Annotated in this window: 19 protein-coding genes; 10 read left to right on the forward strand and 9 right to left on the reverse strand. The window is 67.3% G+C overall.

Going from position 1 to position 16,465, the window contains the following annotated elements; all coding sequences use genetic code 11:
- The first annotated feature begins 4 nt into the window (after positions 1-4).
- The 3 genes from HTA01S_RS01780 (at position 5) to HTA01S_RS01790 (ending at position 2,929) form a co-directional block, all read left to right on the forward strand.
- Entirely contained in the window at positions 5-1,519 is a 1,515-nt protein-coding gene (locus HTA01S_RS01780; RefSeq protein ID WP_068166836.1) for an amidase, read from the forward strand.
- Between the two features lie 69 nt (positions 1,520-1,588).
- The gene (locus HTA01S_RS01785; protein ID WP_084235769.1) at positions 1,589-2,497 is read left to right on the forward strand and encodes an RNA polymerase sigma factor; all 909 of its coding nucleotides are present in this window, start codon (positions 1,589-1,591) and stop codon (positions 2,495-2,497) included.
- A gap of 24 nt (positions 2,498-2,521) precedes the next feature.
- A complete protein-coding gene (locus tag HTA01S_RS01790) occupies positions 2,522-2,929 on the forward strand; it encodes a nuclear transport factor 2 family protein (RefSeq protein ID WP_068166838.1) in 408 nt (135 codons plus the stop codon).
- Positions 2,930-2,934: 5 nt separating this feature from the next.
- Here the strand turns inward: HTA01S_RS01790 and HTA01S_RS01795 are convergent, their stop codons facing one another.
- The 3 genes from HTA01S_RS01795 to HTA01S_RS01805 are packed head-to-tail and all read right to left on the reverse strand — an operon-like array spanning position 2,935 to position 4,836.
- Positions 2,935-3,633, reverse strand: coding sequence for an SDR family oxidoreductase (locus tag HTA01S_RS01795; RefSeq protein ID WP_068166839.1), 699 nt, complete (start codon positions 3,631-3,633; stop codon positions 2,935-2,937).
- Entirely contained in the window at positions 3,630-4,526 is an 897-nt protein-coding gene (gene phhA, locus HTA01S_RS01800) for a phenylalanine 4-monooxygenase (protein ID WP_068166840.1), read from the reverse strand. Before phhA ends, HTA01S_RS01795 begins: the two co-directional genes overlap by 4 nt.
- Position 4,527: 1 nt before the next feature.
- On the reverse strand, positions 4,528-4,836 hold the full coding sequence (locus HTA01S_RS01805) for a 4a-hydroxytetrahydrobiopterin dehydratase (RefSeq protein ID WP_068166841.1): 309 nt from the start codon (positions 4,834-4,836) through the stop codon (positions 4,528-4,530).
- 132 nt (positions 4,837-4,968) lie between these two features.
- On the opposite strand from HTA01S_RS01805, the gene HTA01S_RS01810 reads away from it, so the two are divergent.
- The gene (locus tag HTA01S_RS01810; RefSeq protein ID WP_068166842.1) at positions 4,969-5,466 is read left to right on the forward strand and encodes an Lrp/AsnC family transcriptional regulator; all 498 of its coding nucleotides are present in this window, start codon (positions 4,969-4,971) and stop codon (positions 5,464-5,466) included.
- A gap of 89 nt (positions 5,467-5,555) precedes the next feature.
- Positions 5,556-5,678 carry a hypothetical protein gene (locus HTA01S_RS26135; protein ID WP_279338542.1) on the forward strand — a complete coding sequence of 41 codons (123 nt, stop codon included), beginning with the start codon at positions 5,556-5,558 and terminating at the stop codon, positions 5,676-5,678.
- Positions 5,679-5,746: 68 nt separating this feature from the next.
- On the opposite strand, the gene HTA01S_RS01815 is transcribed toward HTA01S_RS26135, so the two are convergent.
- The 6 genes from HTA01S_RS01815 to HTA01S_RS01840 form a co-directional block, all read right to left on the reverse strand.
- Positions 5,747-6,322, reverse strand: coding sequence for a metal-dependent hydrolase (locus HTA01S_RS01815; RefSeq protein WP_068166843.1), 576 nt, complete (start codon positions 6,320-6,322; stop codon positions 5,747-5,749).
- Positions 6,323-6,338: 16 nt separating this feature from the next.
- The gene (gene creD / locus HTA01S_RS01820) at positions 6,339-7,721 is read right to left on the reverse strand and encodes a cell envelope integrity protein CreD (RefSeq protein WP_068166844.1); all 1,383 of its coding nucleotides are present in this window, start codon (positions 7,719-7,721) and stop codon (positions 6,339-6,341) included.
- A gap of 84 nt (positions 7,722-7,805) precedes the next feature.
- The gene (gene creC / locus HTA01S_RS01825) at positions 7,806-9,245 is read right to left on the reverse strand and encodes a two-component system sensor histidine kinase CreC (protein WP_068166845.1); all 1,440 of its coding nucleotides are present in this window, start codon (positions 9,243-9,245) and stop codon (positions 7,806-7,808) included.
- Between the two features lies 1 nt (position 9,246).
- Positions 9,247-9,942, reverse strand: coding sequence for a two-component system response regulator CreB (gene creB / locus HTA01S_RS01830; protein ID WP_068166846.1), 696 nt, complete (start codon positions 9,940-9,942; stop codon positions 9,247-9,249).
- A gap of 65 nt (positions 9,943-10,007) precedes the next feature.
- Entirely contained in the window at positions 10,008-10,370 is a 363-nt protein-coding gene (locus tag HTA01S_RS01835; protein WP_068166847.1) for a DUF1801 domain-containing protein, read from the reverse strand.
- A gap of 71 nt (positions 10,371-10,441) precedes the next feature.
- The gene (locus HTA01S_RS01840; protein WP_068166848.1) at positions 10,442-11,206 is read right to left on the reverse strand and encodes a FadR/GntR family transcriptional regulator; all 765 of its coding nucleotides are present in this window, start codon (positions 11,204-11,206) and stop codon (positions 10,442-10,444) included.
- 140 nt (positions 11,207-11,346) lie between these two features.
- Between HTA01S_RS01840 and HTA01S_RS01845 the strand changes: the two genes are divergently transcribed.
- The 5 genes from HTA01S_RS01845 (at position 11,347) to HTA01S_RS01865 (ending at position 16,463) form a co-directional block, all read left to right on the forward strand.
- Entirely contained in the window at positions 11,347-12,129 is a 783-nt protein-coding gene (locus HTA01S_RS01845; protein WP_068166849.1) for an SDR family oxidoreductase, read from the forward strand.
- Positions 12,130-12,170: 41 nt separating this feature from the next.
- Positions 12,171-13,418, forward strand: coding sequence for an enolase C-terminal domain-like protein (locus tag HTA01S_RS01850; RefSeq protein WP_068166850.1), 1,248 nt, complete (start codon positions 12,171-12,173; stop codon positions 13,416-13,418).
- 79 nt (positions 13,419-13,497) lie between these two features.
- Complete coding sequence (locus tag HTA01S_RS01855; protein ID WP_068166851.1) at positions 13,498-14,523, forward strand: TRAP transporter substrate-binding protein; 1,026 nt, start codon at positions 13,498-13,500, stop codon at positions 14,521-14,523.
- Between the two features lie 69 nt (positions 14,524-14,592).
- Positions 14,593-15,186: a TRAP transporter small permease gene (locus HTA01S_RS01860; protein WP_068166852.1), complete on the forward strand. Its 594-nt coding sequence runs from the start codon at positions 14,593-14,595 to the stop codon at positions 15,184-15,186.
- Positions 15,183-16,463 carry a TRAP transporter large permease gene (locus HTA01S_RS01865; RefSeq protein WP_068166853.1) on the forward strand — a complete coding sequence of 427 codons (1,281 nt, stop codon included), beginning with the start codon at positions 15,183-15,185 and terminating at the stop codon, positions 16,461-16,463. Before HTA01S_RS01860 ends, HTA01S_RS01865 begins: the two co-directional genes overlap by 4 nt.
- The last annotated feature ends 2 nt before the right edge of the window (positions 16,464-16,465 follow it).

The following is a 16,465-nucleotide window of genomic DNA, read 5'->3' on the forward strand; positions in this document are numbered from 1 at the left end:
ACGGATGTCCTTGGTCCATCTGAGCGCGGTCGAACTGCGCCGACGCATCGGCAACAAAGAGATTTCGCCGGTGGAGCTGCTCGAAGCCTGCATCGCGCGCATCGAAGCGGTGAACCCGGCGGTGAACGCGATCTGCGCCACCGACCACGAGCGCGCCCGCGCCGCCGCCCGAACCGCCGAGGCCCAGGTGTTGCGCGGCGAAGCGCTGGGCGCGCTGCACGGCCTGCCCCTGGGTGTGAAAGACCTGCAGGACACCGCCGGCCTGCTCACCACCAGCGGCAACGTGGGGCGGCGCGGCAACGTGCCCCAGCAAGACAACGCGCTCGTGGCCCGGCTGCGCGCGGCCGGCGCCATCGTCACCGCCAAGACCAACGTGCCGGACATGGGCGCCGGCGCCAACACGCGCAACCCGGTATGGGGCGCCACCGGCAACCCCTTCAACCCGCTGCTCAACGCGGGCGGTTCGTCGGGCGGATCGGCCGCCGCGCTGGCCACCGACATGCTGCCCCTGTGCACCGGCTCCGACACCGGCGGCTCGCTGCGCATCCCGGCCGCGCTGTGCGGCGTGGTGGGCCTGCGGCCCTCGCCCGGCGTGGTGGCCAACGACGCGCGCCCGCTGGGCTGGTCGGTGATCTCGGTGCTTGGCCCCATGGGCCGCACGGTGGCCGACACCGCGCTCATGCTCTCGGCCAGCGTGGGCCGCCACCCCATGGACCCGCTCAGCGTGTCCGGCGTCTGCCAGGGCTGGCCCGTGCGGGAGCTGGACTTGGCCAGCCTGCGCATCGGCACGGTGGAAGACTTCGGCGCCTGCGCGGTGGACCCGTCCATCCGCCGCACATTCCGCCAGCGCGTGGCCGCGCTCGCGCGCCACACCCGCTCCTGCGAGCCGCTGGATCTGAGCCTGCCCGACGGCCACCGCTGCTTTGACATCCTGCGCGCCGAGAGCTTCGTGGCGGCCTTCGCCGACACCTACCGCCAAGACCCGCAGTCGCTCGGCCCCAACGTGCGCGCCAACGTGGAAATGGCCCACGCCATCACACTGGGCGACCGCGCCTGGGCCCACCTGGAACAGACGCGCATCGCACGGCGTTTTGAACGCGCCTTCGAGCAGGTCGACCTGATCGTGGCCCCGGTCACCCCCATCTCGCCCTTCCCCTGGAGCGAGCTGTACGCCGAGTGCATCGATGGCCAGGCCATGCGCAACTACTACGAGTGGCTGGGGCTGACCTACATGGTCACCCTGGCCACCAACCCCGCGCTGTCGCTGCCCTGCGGCGTGGACGAACAGGGCATGCCCTTCGGCCTGCAGCTCATCGCCCCGCTGCGCGCCGACGACCGCCTGCTCGCCATGGCCAGCGCCATCGAAGCCGCCTTCGCCATGGATGCCGAACTGTGCCGACCGCGACCACCCGAAGCGGTGCTGGCCCAGGCCCAGCCGACGTTGAAAAGCCTGGTGACGCACCCGCCGCTGTTGGAACGCGCGGCACCCGCCACCGCCGCGAGCGACACGGCGGTGTGACGGTGCACGGGCGGCCTCAGCCGCTCGGGCAACTGTCACAGTGGGGGCCGCCATCCCGTCTAATCAGGCATGGAACACGAAAAGCCCTCTGCCCCGCCCCTTCCCGTGGGTCACGCCCCCGCCACGCACACCACCGACGAGCGCCTGGTGGAGCTCGCGCTGTCGGGCGACGTGGCTTCGCTGGACACCTTGCTGCGCCGCCACCAGGCGTGGCTGTACAACGTGGCGCTGCGCATGCTCCAGCAACCGCAGGACGCCGAAGAAGCCACACAGGAAAGTCTGCTGAAGATCGTCACCCACCTGTCCACTTTTCGAGGCCACAGCGCCTTCAGCACCTGGGCCTACCGCATCGCCTTCAACCTCCTTCTGGACCGCAAGCGCAGCCGCCCGGAGATCGCGGTACAGGGTTTTGACTGCTATGCCGACTACCTGGCGCAGGCCTCGGACGAAGACCTGGGCGCCGAGCATGGCTCCGCGCCCGAGCGGCATTTGCTGGTGGAAGAAGCCAAACTCAGTTGCATGATGGGCATGCTTTTGTGCCTGGACCGCCAACAGCGTCTGGTGTTCGTGCTGGGCGAGGTGTTCGAGGTGAACGACACCGTGGGCAGCCAGGTGCTGGACATCAGCAAAGACAACTTCCGCCAGTTGCTGTCCCGTGCACGCAAGGACCTGAGCGCCTTCATGCAAGACCGCTGCGGCCTGGTGAACCCGCGCAACCCCTGCCGCTGCGCGCGCAAGACCCGGGCTTTCGTGCGTGACGGCGTGGTGGACCCCGGGCAACTGGTGTTCGCCAGATCGCACTACATCCGCATCAAGGACATTTCAGTCCAGGGCCGCAAGGCGTTTGAGCGCCTGGTGGGCGACACCAACACCGCTCTGTACCGCGATCACCCGTTTGTCGACGCTCCCGATCTGGTCTCGGGCTTGCGCCAGACGCTGGCGAGCGACGGCTTTCAGTCTCTGCTTCACATCAACTGACCGACACCCCCAAGGAGCCGCACCATGCCCACGCCCCCATTCAACGACCCGGTACAGCAGGACATCTGGACCACACTGCGCGCCCTCAACGACGCCTGGACCCAGGGCGACCCGGACGACCTTGCGCGCTATTTCCACCGCAACATGATCGCCATCACGGCCACCGAGCGCGAGCGCATCAACGGCGGCGCGGCCTGCGTGGCGGGCTGGAAGGGCTTCGCCACGTCCACCCGCATCCACCACTGGACGGAGATCGATCCCGTCATCCACGTCTATGGCGATTCGGCCGTCGTCGCCTACGACTTCGACATGTCCTTCGACATGAACGGCCAGACGGTTCACATGGGCGGGCGCGACATGTACTTCTTCGTGAAAGAGGACGGGCGGTGGTGGGCGGTGGCCGACCAGTACTCCGCCTACCCGGCGACCTGAGCGGATCAGACCAACCCGGTGACGGGAATCGACGCGCCGTGCACGGCGCGGGCGGCGTCGGAGGCCAGGAACACCATCACGTCGGCCAGCGCCTGCGGCGCCACCCACTGCGTGGGGTCGGCATCGGGCATGGCGGCGCGGTTTTCCGGGGTGTCGATGATGGAGGGCAGCACGCAGTTGACGTTGATGCCCCGGCCCTTGAGCTCGGCCGACATGGACTCCGTCATGCGCATCAGCGCGCTCTTGGACGCCGCGTAGGCGCCCATCTGCGCGCCGCCGCGCTGCGCGCCCATGGCGCCCACGGTGACGATGCGCCCGCCGCCCCCCCCGGCCACCATGCGCGGCACCACGGCCGCGCTGATGGGCAGCAGCGCACGCAGGTTGATGTCGAGCAGGAAGTCCAGCGTCTGGGCGCTGGTGGTGTGCACCTCTTCGCCCATGCGAAAGCCGCCGGCCAGGTGGCACAACACGTCAACACCGCCGAATTTCCCGGCCACCTGCTGCACCGCCGCCTCCACCTGGAGCTTGTCCAGCAGGTTGAGTGGCACGCACAGCTGGTCGGCGCTGTCGGGCCCGTAGGCACGGCGCAGCGCTTCGGCGTTCAGGTCGAACAAGGCCAGCCGGTAGCCCCGCGCCCCGAAGGCGTGGGCCACGGCCTGCCCGAGGTTGCCGGCCGCGCCGGTGACGATCACGACTTTGCTCATGTGGCGGTTCCTTGTTTTCTGGCGTGGTGGTAGCTGCCGTCGCCGCGGCTGAACACCTGGTCGGTGGGCAGCACGTCGCCGGGTTGCAGCTCGGGGGCTCGCGTGGCGCTTTCGTACAGCGGCGCGAAGTCGATGCGGGTGAATTCGAGCAGTTCGTCCAGATCGCGGATCACGAAATAGGTTTCCTGGAAATCGTCGATGCGGTAGTTGGTGCGCATCACGCGCTCCAGGTCGAAGCGGATGCGGTTGGGCGAGGGGCTGTCCAGGCAGAACTGCGACTCGGTGTAGGACGAGGCGATGCCCGAGCCATACAGGCGCAGGCCGTCGCCTTGCTGCAGCAGGCCGAATTCCACCGTGTACCAGTACACCCGCGCGAGCTGACTCAGGTTGCCCAGCTTCTGCGCCCGCAGGCCGCCCTGGCCGTAGGCCTGGATGAAGTCGGCGATGGCCGGGTTCATGAGCATGGGCACGTGGCCGAACACGTCGTGGAACACGTCGGGCTCTTCGAGGTAGTCCAGCTCGTGCGGCTTGCGGATGAAGTTGCCCGCCGGGAAGCGGCGGTTGGCCAGGTGGTCGAAGAACACGTCGTCGGGCACCAGGCCCGGCACGGCCACCACCTGCCAGCCGGTGCGCGGCATCAGCACCTCGGAGAGGTGGCGAAAGTCGGGGATTTCATCGGCGCCGATGGGCAGGTCGCGCATGCCTTGCACGAACTCGTCGCAGGCGCGCCCGGGCAGCAGCTTCGTCTGGCGCTCATACAGCGTCTTCCAGGTGGCGTGGTCGGCGGGGGTGTAGTGCTCCCAGCCTTGCGAGATGGTCCAGTCGGCGTTCTCGGGGCGGCCGGCGTCTCCGGCGGCCAGGCCGTGTTTGGGTGCGGCGGTGTCGGTCAGCATCTCAGCCTCCGTTGCGCGTGAACGCGGCGTAGGCGCCGTCGGCGGCCCTGGCCCAGGTGATGTCGCGCTCCGACAGTCCGTTGGCGTCGTGCGTGGTGAGGGTGATGTCCACGCGGTTGTAGACGTTGAACCACTCGGGGTGGTGGTCCAGCCGCTCCGACACCAGGGCCATCTGCGCCATGAAGCCGAAGGCCTCGGCGAAGTTGGCAAAACGCAAGCTGCGCGAGATCGCGCCGCGCTCGCTGTCCAGCGCCCAGGCGGGCAGATGGCTCAGTTGCTCGCGGGCGGTTTGTGCATCCAGGGGGGTCATGGGGTGGTCTCCTTCGTTGTGGTGTGCGGGCTCGAACGTGGCCCTGGCAACAGCTGTGCAGTTTGCGCCGTATCGGAGACAATTTGCTCTCATATCGGGCCACGGATTGCCTTCCATTGAAGAAACCCTTGCATGAACAACGACTTGACCGAAGATTCCTTGCATCCCTCATCGCTCGACCGGCTGGACCGGCGCATCCTGTCGGCCCTGCAGGCCAACGGGCGCATCAGCAACCAGGAGCTGGCGCAAGCGGTGCACCTCTCGCCGGCGCAGAGCAACCGGCGCCACAAGCGGCTGGAGAGCGCGGGCTACATCCAGCGCTATGAGGCACGGCTGGACGCGCACCGGCTGGGCCTGGGCGTGACCGCCTTCGTGCACGTGTCGATGGAGCGCGGGCAGCACAAGGAGGTGCTGAAGTTCCAGCGCACCGTGGGCAAGATGCCGCAGGTGCTGGAGTGCTATGCGGTGACGGGCGATTTCGACTACGTCTGCAAGATCGTGGCGCACGACCTCAAGAGCCTGTCGGACTTCCTGCTCGGCACGCTGGCGCAGCTGCCGGGCGTGAGCAGCGTGCGCTCCAGCATCTGCCTGAACGAGCTGAAGTGCACGAGCGCGCTGCCGCTGGACTGAGCGGCTGAGCCCGCACCCTCGGATCAGCCGGCCCCGGGCGGCGGCGATGGTGAAGGTGTTGGGCTTCTGACGGACGGCTCTGAGCACCCATGCCAGCGCAATTGCAGCGCCAGCAGGAACACCCGAGCGGCCAGGGCGCGGCGTTCGCGCTGTTCACGCGGTGCCCGGTCGAGGTGAGCGCCCGATCGCAGGGCCTCGCGCGTGGCGATTAGTTCCCGATGCAGCGCGGCCGAAGCGGCGCGCTGCATCGGCCGAGGCGCCATGTAGCGTGGCATGCCACTCATGGGAATGCCTTTGCCCCGCGAGCTACGGTGCGAGCGGGCATTGTGGGAGCGGCAGTGCGCAGTCGCCGCCAGCCCCAGCGCAGCCACACCGCCGCGAGGCTGGACACGACCAGCGGGATGCCGATCCAGATCAGTTCCCTGCGCAGACGCTCCATGCCGAACAGCGGCACGCCACGCATCGGTACCGGCCGCCAGTCCAGGCAGATGCGCGCGTCGTCGAGCGGCCAGAGCCAGGCGTTGCAGATGCCCCGGTCCAGCAAGCCGTCGAGCCAGGGATGCGAGAGCGTGCACAGCGCCAGGAAGGCCGCCGCGCCGAGCTGCCGGCCTCGCCCGGGCCCCGCCCACAGGGCGCCAAAGGCCCCCAGGGCCAGGGCGAAGCCGATGGAGTGCGTGAAGCCCCGGTGCCCGTAGGGGCCGCCGTACCGGTCGATCCCGAGCGTGACGAGGGCGAAGTCGGCATCGGGCAGCACGGCAAAGACCGCACCCGCCAGGGTGAGCCGCCAGCCCACGGTGCGCGAGCCGATCGCCACCGCCAGCGCGATGGCCGGGGCGAAGTGGAGGTAGGTGGCCATGGCCGCTCCACCGCGCTCAGACCACGGGATCTGGTGATGGCGTCCGCGGTGAACCCTGGGGCGCCGTCGGCCTGGGTTCGCTGCCCATCACGTTGTACCAGTCGAGCTTGCGGGTGGCGACCATGATGGCGGCGAGCACGCCAAAGAGCAGCAGCGAGCCCATCATCAGCGCGTTGTCTTCGGACACCAGGATGCCATAGAGCACGCCGTACAGCGCCACCAGCATGCCGCTCATGCCCAGGCTGGGCCGCCAGCCACCGAGCACGTGGCGCAGGTAGTGGCCCATCAACGAGATGCAGGCCAGGCTGGCGAGCAGGTAGGCCCAGAGGAAGTCGAGGTGCTCCGACAACGAGAGCAGCAACAGAAAGAACAGCACCAGCGCGGCGCCGATCATCAGGTACTGCATGGGGTGGATGCGCCAGCGCTTGACCATCTCCAGCACGAAGAAGGCGGCGAAGGTGAGCACGATGAACATCATGGCGTACTTGGTGGCGCGCTCGGTGAGGCGGTACACGTCCACTGGGTTGTCGAGCGAGACCGAGAAGCTTTCAGCGGCAACGCCTTCCTTGCCTTCCGAGAGGAAGCGCTGCTGCGCCTGGGTGGACAGCGATGGCACGCTCCAGCTGGCTTCGAAGCCCTGGGCGGAGACGCTGCGGCTGCGCGGCAGAAAGTCACCGCCAAAGCTCGGGTGCGGCCAGGGCGAGGTCAGCGTCACCTTGTTGTCGTCGGCCAGCGGCACGAAGCCTATGCGGCCGGTGCCCGCCAGATCCATGCCGAGCGTGAAGTCCAGCGTGGCGCCGGGTTGCAGCAGCGCCGCGTCCACTGCGGCGGCCAGCGGCAAAGGCAGTTGCTCGGCGGCCGGCGACGCGGTGACGGCCAGGGTCTTGCCGCCCAGGGCAAGTTCGGGCCGGCCCAGCAGGCCGCGCAGGTCGCTCACACCCAGCGTCAGCCAGGGTTGCCCGAGCGTGATCTGGCCGCCTTTCTCACGCGCCGCCACACCGGTCCAGACAAAGCGCCCGGTGCTGTCGTGGCGGCTGTTGTAGACCGTGACCGGGAAGATGCCGCGCCAGCGCGTCTCGGTGGTGAGGCGGCTGCGCGTGTCCATGGTGGACGGGAACACGGTCGCCACGCGGGTTTCCTTGACGGTCTCTTCGCGCTTCGTGTTCTTCTCGACGTCGACGACCAGCGTGCGGGTGTAGGTCTCGGTGTAAGGCACGTGCAGCACGGGCCCGGTCAGCGTCTGGCCACCCGAGTGGGCGCGCGCCACGGCCTGGGTGGCGGCGTTGCGATTCATGCTGCGCTCCTGGATCACATCGCGCACCATCATCAGGGGAATGGACAGCAGGAGCATCAGGAAACCGATGACCAGCGTCTTGCTCAGCAGGGGGTATTTGTTCAATTCAGACTCCGTGGTTGGGGAACGGAGCCATTCTTGAAAACGCCGGTGCGGTGCTCGCGCAGGCGGTGTGAAGCGGGTGTGAAATCAGCCCTTCAGGCGCCAGGTGGCCAGGCAGCCGGGCGACCCTTCGACGTTCTGCACGCGGATCTCGCCGCCGTGCAGGTCGCTCACCTCTTTCACCAGACACAGGCCCAGGCCCGAGCTCTTCTCTTGCGTGTCGCCGCGTGGCAGCGAGTAGAAGCGCTCGAAGATGCGCCCCTGCGCATAGTCGGGCACGCCCGGGCCTTCGTCGCGCACCGACCATTCGACGCTGCCGCCGTCCTGGGCGATGCGAAGCGTGAGCGCCCCGCCGGTGGGCGAAAAGTCGATCGCGTTGTCCAGCAGGTTCTGCAGCGCCTGGGCCAGCAGGAAACGGTTGCCCAACACGGCGACGCCCTGCCCCAGCTCGTCCACCACGCGCAGCGCCTTGCGCCGCAGGCGCGGCTCCAGCGCCTGCACCCGCTCGCGCGTGAGGGCCGAGAGATCGATGCGCTCCACCGGCCCGAGCTGGCGCATCTGCTCCACCTGGGCCAGGCCGAGCAGCTTGTCGATGAGCTGCTGCAGGCGCTCGGTCTGGCGCTGGATGTTGGCGGCAAAGCGGTCGCGCTCGGCCTCGGGCAGCGGCTCCTGCAGCAGTTCGGCCGCGCCGCGTATGGCCGCCAGCGGGCTCTTGAGCTCGTGCGTGAGCGTGTGCACGTAGTGCTCGACGTAGGCCTTGTCTTCGAGCTTCAGGCGCATGCGCTCGACCGCCTGGGCCAGGTCGCTGAACTCGGTGTTGCCGGAGAGCCGCCCCATGCGCGGCAGCGCGGCGCGCTCGCCCTGCGCGACCGCGTTGGCGTAGCGGCGCAGCCGCGAAAGCGAGCTGGCCATCCACCAGGTGAACAGCAGGCCGACGAACAGCGAGATGCCGAGCAGGCCCCAGGACCAGTTGAGGATGCGGTCGCGGCTGCGCTGGATGTAGGGCTCCAGCGTCTGGTTGGGCCGCGAGACGGTGAGCACGCCGATAATCCGCGCGCCATCGCGGATGGGCGCGGCCACGTGCATCACCGTGCGGTCGGCGTCGTAGGGGCTTTCACCGCTGGAGCGCGCGCCGTACTCGCCGCGCAGGGTTTTGTAGACGTCGTTCCAGCGCGAATGGTCTTGCCCGATGTCCTGCCCGCGGCTGTCGAACACGACGATGCCGCGCGCGTCGGTGACGGTGATGCGGGTGTGAATGCGGTCCTTATGGAAACCCCAGATCGAGGCATTGGGCTTGAGCGTGGGCAGCGCCGTCATCGCCTGCGCGAAGCCGCCGCTGGCGATCACCCCGGCCTTCATGTCGGGCGCGGCGAGCTGTGCAAAGCCGTAGGCCGCGTCCACCAGACTGTCTTCCATGGCCAGGCGTGTGCCGGGCTTGACCTCTTCCAGAAAGATGCGCAGCACCACGAACAGCGCCAGGCCCAGGATCAGGAAGAAACCGAGCAGGAGTCGAAGGCCAATGCGCATGTCAGATCTGAATCGAATAGCCCATGTTGCGATGCGTCTGGATCAGCTCGGCCGCCACGCCGCGCTCGCGCAGCTTGGCGCGCACCAGCTTCACGTGCGCGTCCACCGTACGCTCCGACGAGTCGGGCGCATCGCCCCAAACGAGGTCCATGAGTTCGCGGCGAGAGAAGATGCGTTGCGGACGCCTGATCAGCGTGGCCAGCAGCAGGTACTCGTAGCGGGTGAGCGCGAGCGGTTGGCCATCGCATCGGATGCGCTGGCTGGCTTCGTCCAGTTGCAGCGGCAACCCCACGGCCGTGGCCGCTGTGGCCTGCGCTGGTGCTGCGGGGCGCCCCGCGCTGCGCCGCAGGATCGCACGCACGCGGGCGCAGACCTCGCGCGGTGAAAAAGGTTTGCTCACATAGTCGTCCGCGCCCAGCTCCAGGCCCAGCACGCGATCAATCTCCTCGCTGCGCGCGGTCAGGAAAACGATGGGCAGCTCGCTGGTCTTGCGGATGACGCGGCACACGTCGAAGCCATTGCCATCGGGCACGCCCACGTCGAGGATGGCGAGGTCGGGCGCCTGGGTGCGGAAGGCCGCGAGCGCCTCGCTCGCGAGCTGCACATGCGTGACCTCGAAGCCTTCGCTCTTCAGCGCGTACAGCAGGGTGTCGGCGATGGCCGGTTCGTCTTCGAGCAAGAGGATGCGTTGCGCCATGGGGGTCTCGGTGGGTGCGTCACTCCGTGATCATAGGTGCCGTTCGAGGCACGCCCCCGCGCGGGTCAGGCGTGCCGCGCAGCTTCCAGCGCGAGTGGAACGTAGGGCGCCACATGCTGGACCGCGATGTCCTCTATGCTGGTGAGCTTGATGTGGCGACGCAGCTTGCCCGAGCCCTGCAAGACCTTGTGCGGGTCGGACATGGCCGCACCGTGCCCGAACTCCAGGGACACGTGGGCGCTGTACGCAAACACGCCGCAGAACGGCATACCGTCCGCCGAAAACAGAAAGCCGCCGTACTTGACCTCGTCCGTCGCGGTCGGCACGGTTTTCTGAATGAGCGCGCGCAGTTGCGAGACCAGCTGGAAGTGGGTCTCGCTGGTGAGGCGGATGTCGCTAAGCAAATCGTGAATGCGTTGGCTGGTCATGGTGGGTCGTGGTCTGCTGAAGATGCCGCAAGCCTACGTGAGCCTGCTGACAACTGGGTGGCAGCAGCCACTCAGCGGGTCACCTGCGCAACCGCAGGCGCGGAACGCACCTCCAGCGCGCGCACCGGCACCAGCTCGCGCAGGTCTTCTTCGGCCCCGTCGATCAGGATCAGCGCTGCGCGCTCGGCGGCCTCCGCGTCGCCCTGCTCGATGGCCACACACACGGCCTCGTGCAGCGGCAGCGAGTGCGCCGGCCCGCCCGGCTTGGTGGTGATCACGTCGAAACTGACCCGCAGCAGTGCGGACATGGCGTCCTGCATCTGGCGCACGAACTGGTTGCCGCAGGCCGAGAGGATGGTGTTGTGAAAGGCCAGATCGGCCTTCACGTAGTCGCCCTTGCCGGCGACGGCGCGCGCCATGGCCATGTAAGCCGAGCGCAGATTGCGGCGGTCCTCATCGCTGGCGCGCAGCGCGGCCATGCGCACGGCCGCCGGCTCGATGACGCGGCGCATCTCCATGAGGTCGCGCGAGAGCACGGGGTCGAACACGGCGGACTCGCCGCGCCAGAAGATGATGTCCGGGTCGAACAGGTTCCAGCGCGTGGGCTCCAGCACCAGGGTGCCTACCCGCCGCGTCACCTCCAGCAGGCCCTTGGCCGCCAGCGACTTGATGGCCTCGCGGATCACGATGCGGCTGAAGCCGAAACGCGCGCACAGATCGGCCTCGGGCGGCAGCAATTGCCCGGGCCGGATCTGGCCCGAACAGATTTCCCGGCCCAGCGTGTCCAGAACCTGTTCCTGGAAAGTGGCGCGTGGCGCAGTGGATCGTGGATTCATGGCTCTTGTTTATATGAGGTATGACATATGGGCGCACAACCACCCAGGTCATATCCAGAGTATCAACGACGCCGAAGCATCCGATGACCTAGGGTTTTCCATGACTCATCAAACATCATACGTATTATATATTCGCCGCCATGAATTCCAACGCCACCCCCTCCCTGTTCGACCTCAGCGGTCGCACCGCCCTGATCACCGGCTCCTCCCGCGGCATCGGTTTTGCCCTTGCCCAGGGCTTGGCCGAGGCGGGCGCGAAAGTCATCGTCAACAGCCGCCAGGCGGCGGTGGTGGAAGAAGCCGTGAAGAAGCTCCAGGCCCAGGGGCTGGACGCGGTGGGTGCGGCCTTTGACGTGGCGGACGAGGCTTCGGTGGAAGCGGCCTTTGCCGGCTTTGACCAGCAGGGTCTGGCCATCGACATCCTGATCAACAACGCCGGCATCCAGCACCGCCAGCCCATGGTCGAGCTGGCCCTGGCCGACTGGCAGCGTGTCATGGACACCAACCTGACCGCCGCCTTCCTGGTGGGCCGGGCCACGGCGCGCCGCATGATCGCGCGCGGCCAGGGCGGCAAGATCATCAACATCGGCTCGCTCACCAGCGAGGCCGCGCGCGCCACGGTGGCGCCCTACGCGGTGGCCAAGGGCGGCATCAAGCTGCTGTCCAAGGCGATGGCGGCGGAGTGGGCGCAGTTCAACATCCAGGCCAACTCCATCGGCCCCGGCTACATCCTGACCGACATGAACGAGGCGCTGGTGAACAACCCGAGCTTCGACGCCTGGGTGAAAAGCAGCAACCCGGCGCAGCGCTGGGGCCAGCCCGAGGAGCTGGTGGGCACCGCCATCTACCTTGCCTCTGCTGCCTCCAACTACGTCAACGGCCAGATCATCTATGTGGACGGTGGCTGGCTGTCGGTGCTCTGAACCGCACCCGACAGCGCCCAAAAAAGCCACGAGACCCACCCATGTCCACGCTGATCACGGACGTCAAGGTCATCCTGACCGCCCCCGAAGGCATCAACCTCATGGTGGTCAAGGTCGAGACCAACCAGCCGGGCCTCTACGGCCTGGGCTGCGCCACCTTCGCCTACCGCCACCTGGCCGTGAAGTGCCTGGTCGAGCAGTACCTCAAGCCGTTGGTGGTGGGGCGCGATGCGCACGCCATCGAAGAGCTCTGGCAGCTGATGCACCAGAACGCCTATTGGCGCAACGGCCCCATCGAGAACAACGCCATCTCGGGCATCGACATGGCTCTGTGGGACATCAAGGGCAAGCTGGCCAACATGCCGCTGTACCAGCTGTTCGGTGGCAAGGTGCGCGAGGGCGTGCCGATCTACCGCCACGCCGACGGCGGCTCCCTGAGCGAGCTGTGCGACAACATCCAGAGGTACCGCGAGCAGGGCATCACCCACATCCGCTGCCAGAGCGGCGGCTACGGCGGCGGTGGCTTCGGCGCCGCGCCCGGCAACGCACCCGAGCGTGCGCCGGCCGGCGTGTACCTGGACGCGCGCAAATACATGCGCGACACGGTCAGGATGTTCGACCACCTCCGCAGCCACGTGGGCTTTGATGTGGAGCTCTGCCACGACGTGCACGAGCGGCTCAAGCCCATCGACGCGATCCGCTTCGCTCAGGCGCTCGAGCCTTTCGACCTGTTCTTCCTGGAAGACGCGATCGCGCTGGAAGAAGGCGAGTGGCTGCGCCAGCTGCGCGACAAGACCAGCATCCCGCTGGCGCAGGGCGAGCTGTTCAACCACCCCTTCGAGTGGCGCGGCCTGATCGCCGAGCGGCTGATCGATTTCATCCGCGTGCACCTGAGCCAGGTCGGCGGCATCACGCCGGGCCGCAAACTGCAGCTGTTCGCCGAGCAGTACGGCGTGCGCACGGCGTGGCACGGCCCGGGCGACATGTCACCGCTGGCGCATGCGGCCAACATCCACATCGACCTGGCGGCGCGCAACTTCGGCGTGCAGGAATGGTCGGGCACCGAGCCGCCGAACTTCGTGATCCAGGAACTCAAGGGGCCGCGCGAGGCGCTGCTCGACGTGTTCCCGGGCCTGCCCGAGTTCCGCCAGGGCTATGTGTACGCCAACGACCAGCCCGGCCTGGGCGTGGACATCAACGAAGCCGAAGCGGCCAAGTACCCGTGCGACGCCGGGGTGACCACCTGGACGCAGACCCGGTTGATCGACGGCACGCTGCAGACCCCCTGAGCCCTCTGTTTTCGCGGCGGCGCAGGTACTTGGGCCTGCACCGCCAACTTCCTCACCACACCAAGCAGGAGACAACCGCATGACATCCAGAACCTCATCCCATTTCACCCTGCGCCGCCTGACCCTGATGGTGGGGGCCGCGCTCGCGCTGTGCTCCACCGCCGCGCTGGCCGAAGTCAAGGCCAAGATCGGCCACGCCATGCCCGAGACCCACCCCCAGGCCGTGGCCATGAACAAGTTCGCCGAACTGGCCACCGCCTACACCAAGGGCAACGTGAAGGTGCAGGCCTACCACAGCGGCGTGCTGGGCAGCGACGAGAAGCAGTTGCAGGCCGTGCAGTCGGGCACGCAGGAGCTGTACATCGGCACGCTCGCGCCGCTGTCGACCCGCGTGAAGGAAGTGCAGGTCTGGGACCTGCCCTTCATGTTCCAGAACGAGAAAGAGGTCTACGCGGTGCTCGACGGCGCGTCGTCCAAGGCGATCTTCCAGAAGATCGAACCCGCCGGTCTGGTGGGCCTGACCTGGACCGGCATGGGCTTTCGCAACCTGTCCAACAGCAAACGCAGCGTCAACCGGCTGGAAGACGTGGCGGGCCTGAAGATCCGCGTGATGGCCAACCCGGTGGCGCTGGAAACCTGGAAGACCATCGGTGCCAACGCCGTGCCCATGGCTTTTGCCGAGGTGTTCCCGGCGCTGGAAATCAAGGCGCTGGACGGCCAGGAAAACCCGCTGGTGCACATGTATTCCAACAAGATGCAGGAAGTGCAGAAGTTCATCTCGGTGACCAACCACGTGTACACGCCGGTGGCGCTGGTGGCCTCCAAGAAGTTCTGGGACACGCTCTCTCCGGCCGATCAGGCGGGCATCCAGAAAGCCGCCACCGAAGCCGGCCTGCTGCAGCGCAAGCTGCTGGACGAGGGTGACAACGACGTGGTGGCCAAGTTCAAGGCCGCTGGCGTGACCATGAACACCGTGAGCCCGGCCGAGCTCGCCCGCATCCAGGAGAAGGTCAAGCCCGTGGTCGCCAAGTTCGCTCCGATCATCGGCGAGGACTTCGTCAAGGGCTTCTACGCCGAGATCGACAAGGCCCGCGCCGCCAAATAAGGCCCGGAGCACCGGGTGGGCCATGCGACCCACCCGGCTTTCTTCCCTTCATTCAACCCGGGGACTCCCATGGGAAAAACGTTCAAGGCCCTGGCCGACCACCTGACGCGCGCGCTCGAGGTCGTGATGGTGCTGTGCCTGGTGGTCATGCTGGTGATGGTGTTCGGCAACGTGATCCTGCGGCTGTTCTTCAACACTGGCATCGACCTCTCGGAGGAGATCCCGCGTTTCGCGTTTGTCTGGATGACCTTCCTCGGCGCCATCGTCGGCGCGCGCCGCCGCGCTCACCTCGGGGTGGACATCCTGGTGCAGGCCCTGCCCGTGCTCGGGCGCAAGGTGTGCTGGGGCCTGAGCCAGGCCGTGATGCTGGTGTGCTGCGTGTACATCGTCTACGGCACCTGGCTGCAACACGAGATCATCGAAGGCAACGCCTCGCCGGTGGCACAGCTGAGCATGTTGTGGGTTTTCGGCGTGAGCTATCTGACGGGATCGGCCATCGGCCTGATCTGCCTGTCCAACCTCGTGCGACTCATCGCGGGCACCGTGTCTGACGATGAGCTGATCGACGTGCACGAAGAGGGCATGAGCGATGCGCTGGAGGCCGAACGGGAGATGGCGGCCCAGTCGGCGGCTCACCAGGGCAACGGTGGGATGAAGTCATGACCATCTTTGTCTTCATCGCTTCCCTGCTCGGCCTGATGGCGCTGGGCATGCCGGTGGCCTTCGCGCTGATCGGCTGCGGCATCGTCATGATGTTCTACATGGGCGTCACCGACCCCCAGATCGTGATCCAGAACATGTGGGACGGCGCCAACAGCTTCCCGCTGCTGGCCGTGCCCTTCTTCATGCTGGCCGGCGAGTTCATGAACGCCGGCGGCATGACGCGCCGCATCATCATGATGGCGATGTCGTGGGTCGGCCACATCCGGGGCGGCCTGGGCTACGTGGCCGTCATGGCCGCCGTGATCATGGCCTCGCTGTCGGGCTCCGCCGTGGCCGACACCGCGGCGCTGGCCGCCGTGCTGGTGCCCATGATGCGCAACGCCGGCTACAACGTGAACCGCTCCTGCGGCCTGATCGCGTGCGGCGGCATCATCGCGCCGGTGATCCCGCCGTCGATCGCGATGATCCTGTACGGCGTGACCGGCGGCGTGTCGATCACCAAGCTCTTCATCGCCGGCATCGTGCCCGGCATCCTGATGGGCATGGCGATCATGCTGGCCTGGCGCTGGTCGATCGGCCACGACAAGGTGCAGGCCGAGCCCAAGCGCAGCACCGCCGAGCGCATGAAAGCGACGCGCGAAGCCCTGTGGGCGCTGATGCTGCCCATCGTGATCATCGGCGGCCTGAAGTTCGGCATCTTCACCCCCACCGAAGCGGCCGTGATCGCGGCGGTGTATTCGTTGTTCGTGGGCACGGTGATCTACCGCGAGATCAAGCTCAAACAGCTGTTCCACCTGTTCTACCGCGCGGCCGAAACCACGGCAGTGATCATGTTCCTGGTGTCGGCGGCGGGCGTCTCGGCCTGGCTCATCACCACGGCCGACATACCGCAGCAGCTGGTCGAACTGGTCGAGCCGCTGATGGACAACAAGATGCTGCTGACCTTCGTGCTGATGATCCTGGTGCTGGTGGTGGGTACCGCGCTGGACTTCACGCCCACGGTGCTGATCATGACGCCGGTGCTGATGCCGGTGTTGCGCCAGGCCGGCATCGACCCGGTGTACTTCGGTGTGCTGTTCATCATGAACAACGCCATCGGTCTCGTCACACCCCCGGTGGGCACCGTGCTCAACGTGGTGTGCGGCGTCGCCAAGATCCCCATGAGCGGCGCGATCAAAGGCGTGTGGCCCTTCATGGTGGCGCAGGCCCTCGTCATGTTCCTGCTGGTGGTGTTCCCGCAGATCGTCATGTGGCCGCTGCAGATGATGACGCGCTGAAC

The organism is Hydrogenophaga taeniospiralis CCUG 15921 (genome assembly GCF_001592305.1).
GTDB lineage: Bacteria > Pseudomonadota > Gammaproteobacteria > Burkholderiales > Burkholderiaceae_C > Hydrogenophaga > Hydrogenophaga taeniospiralis.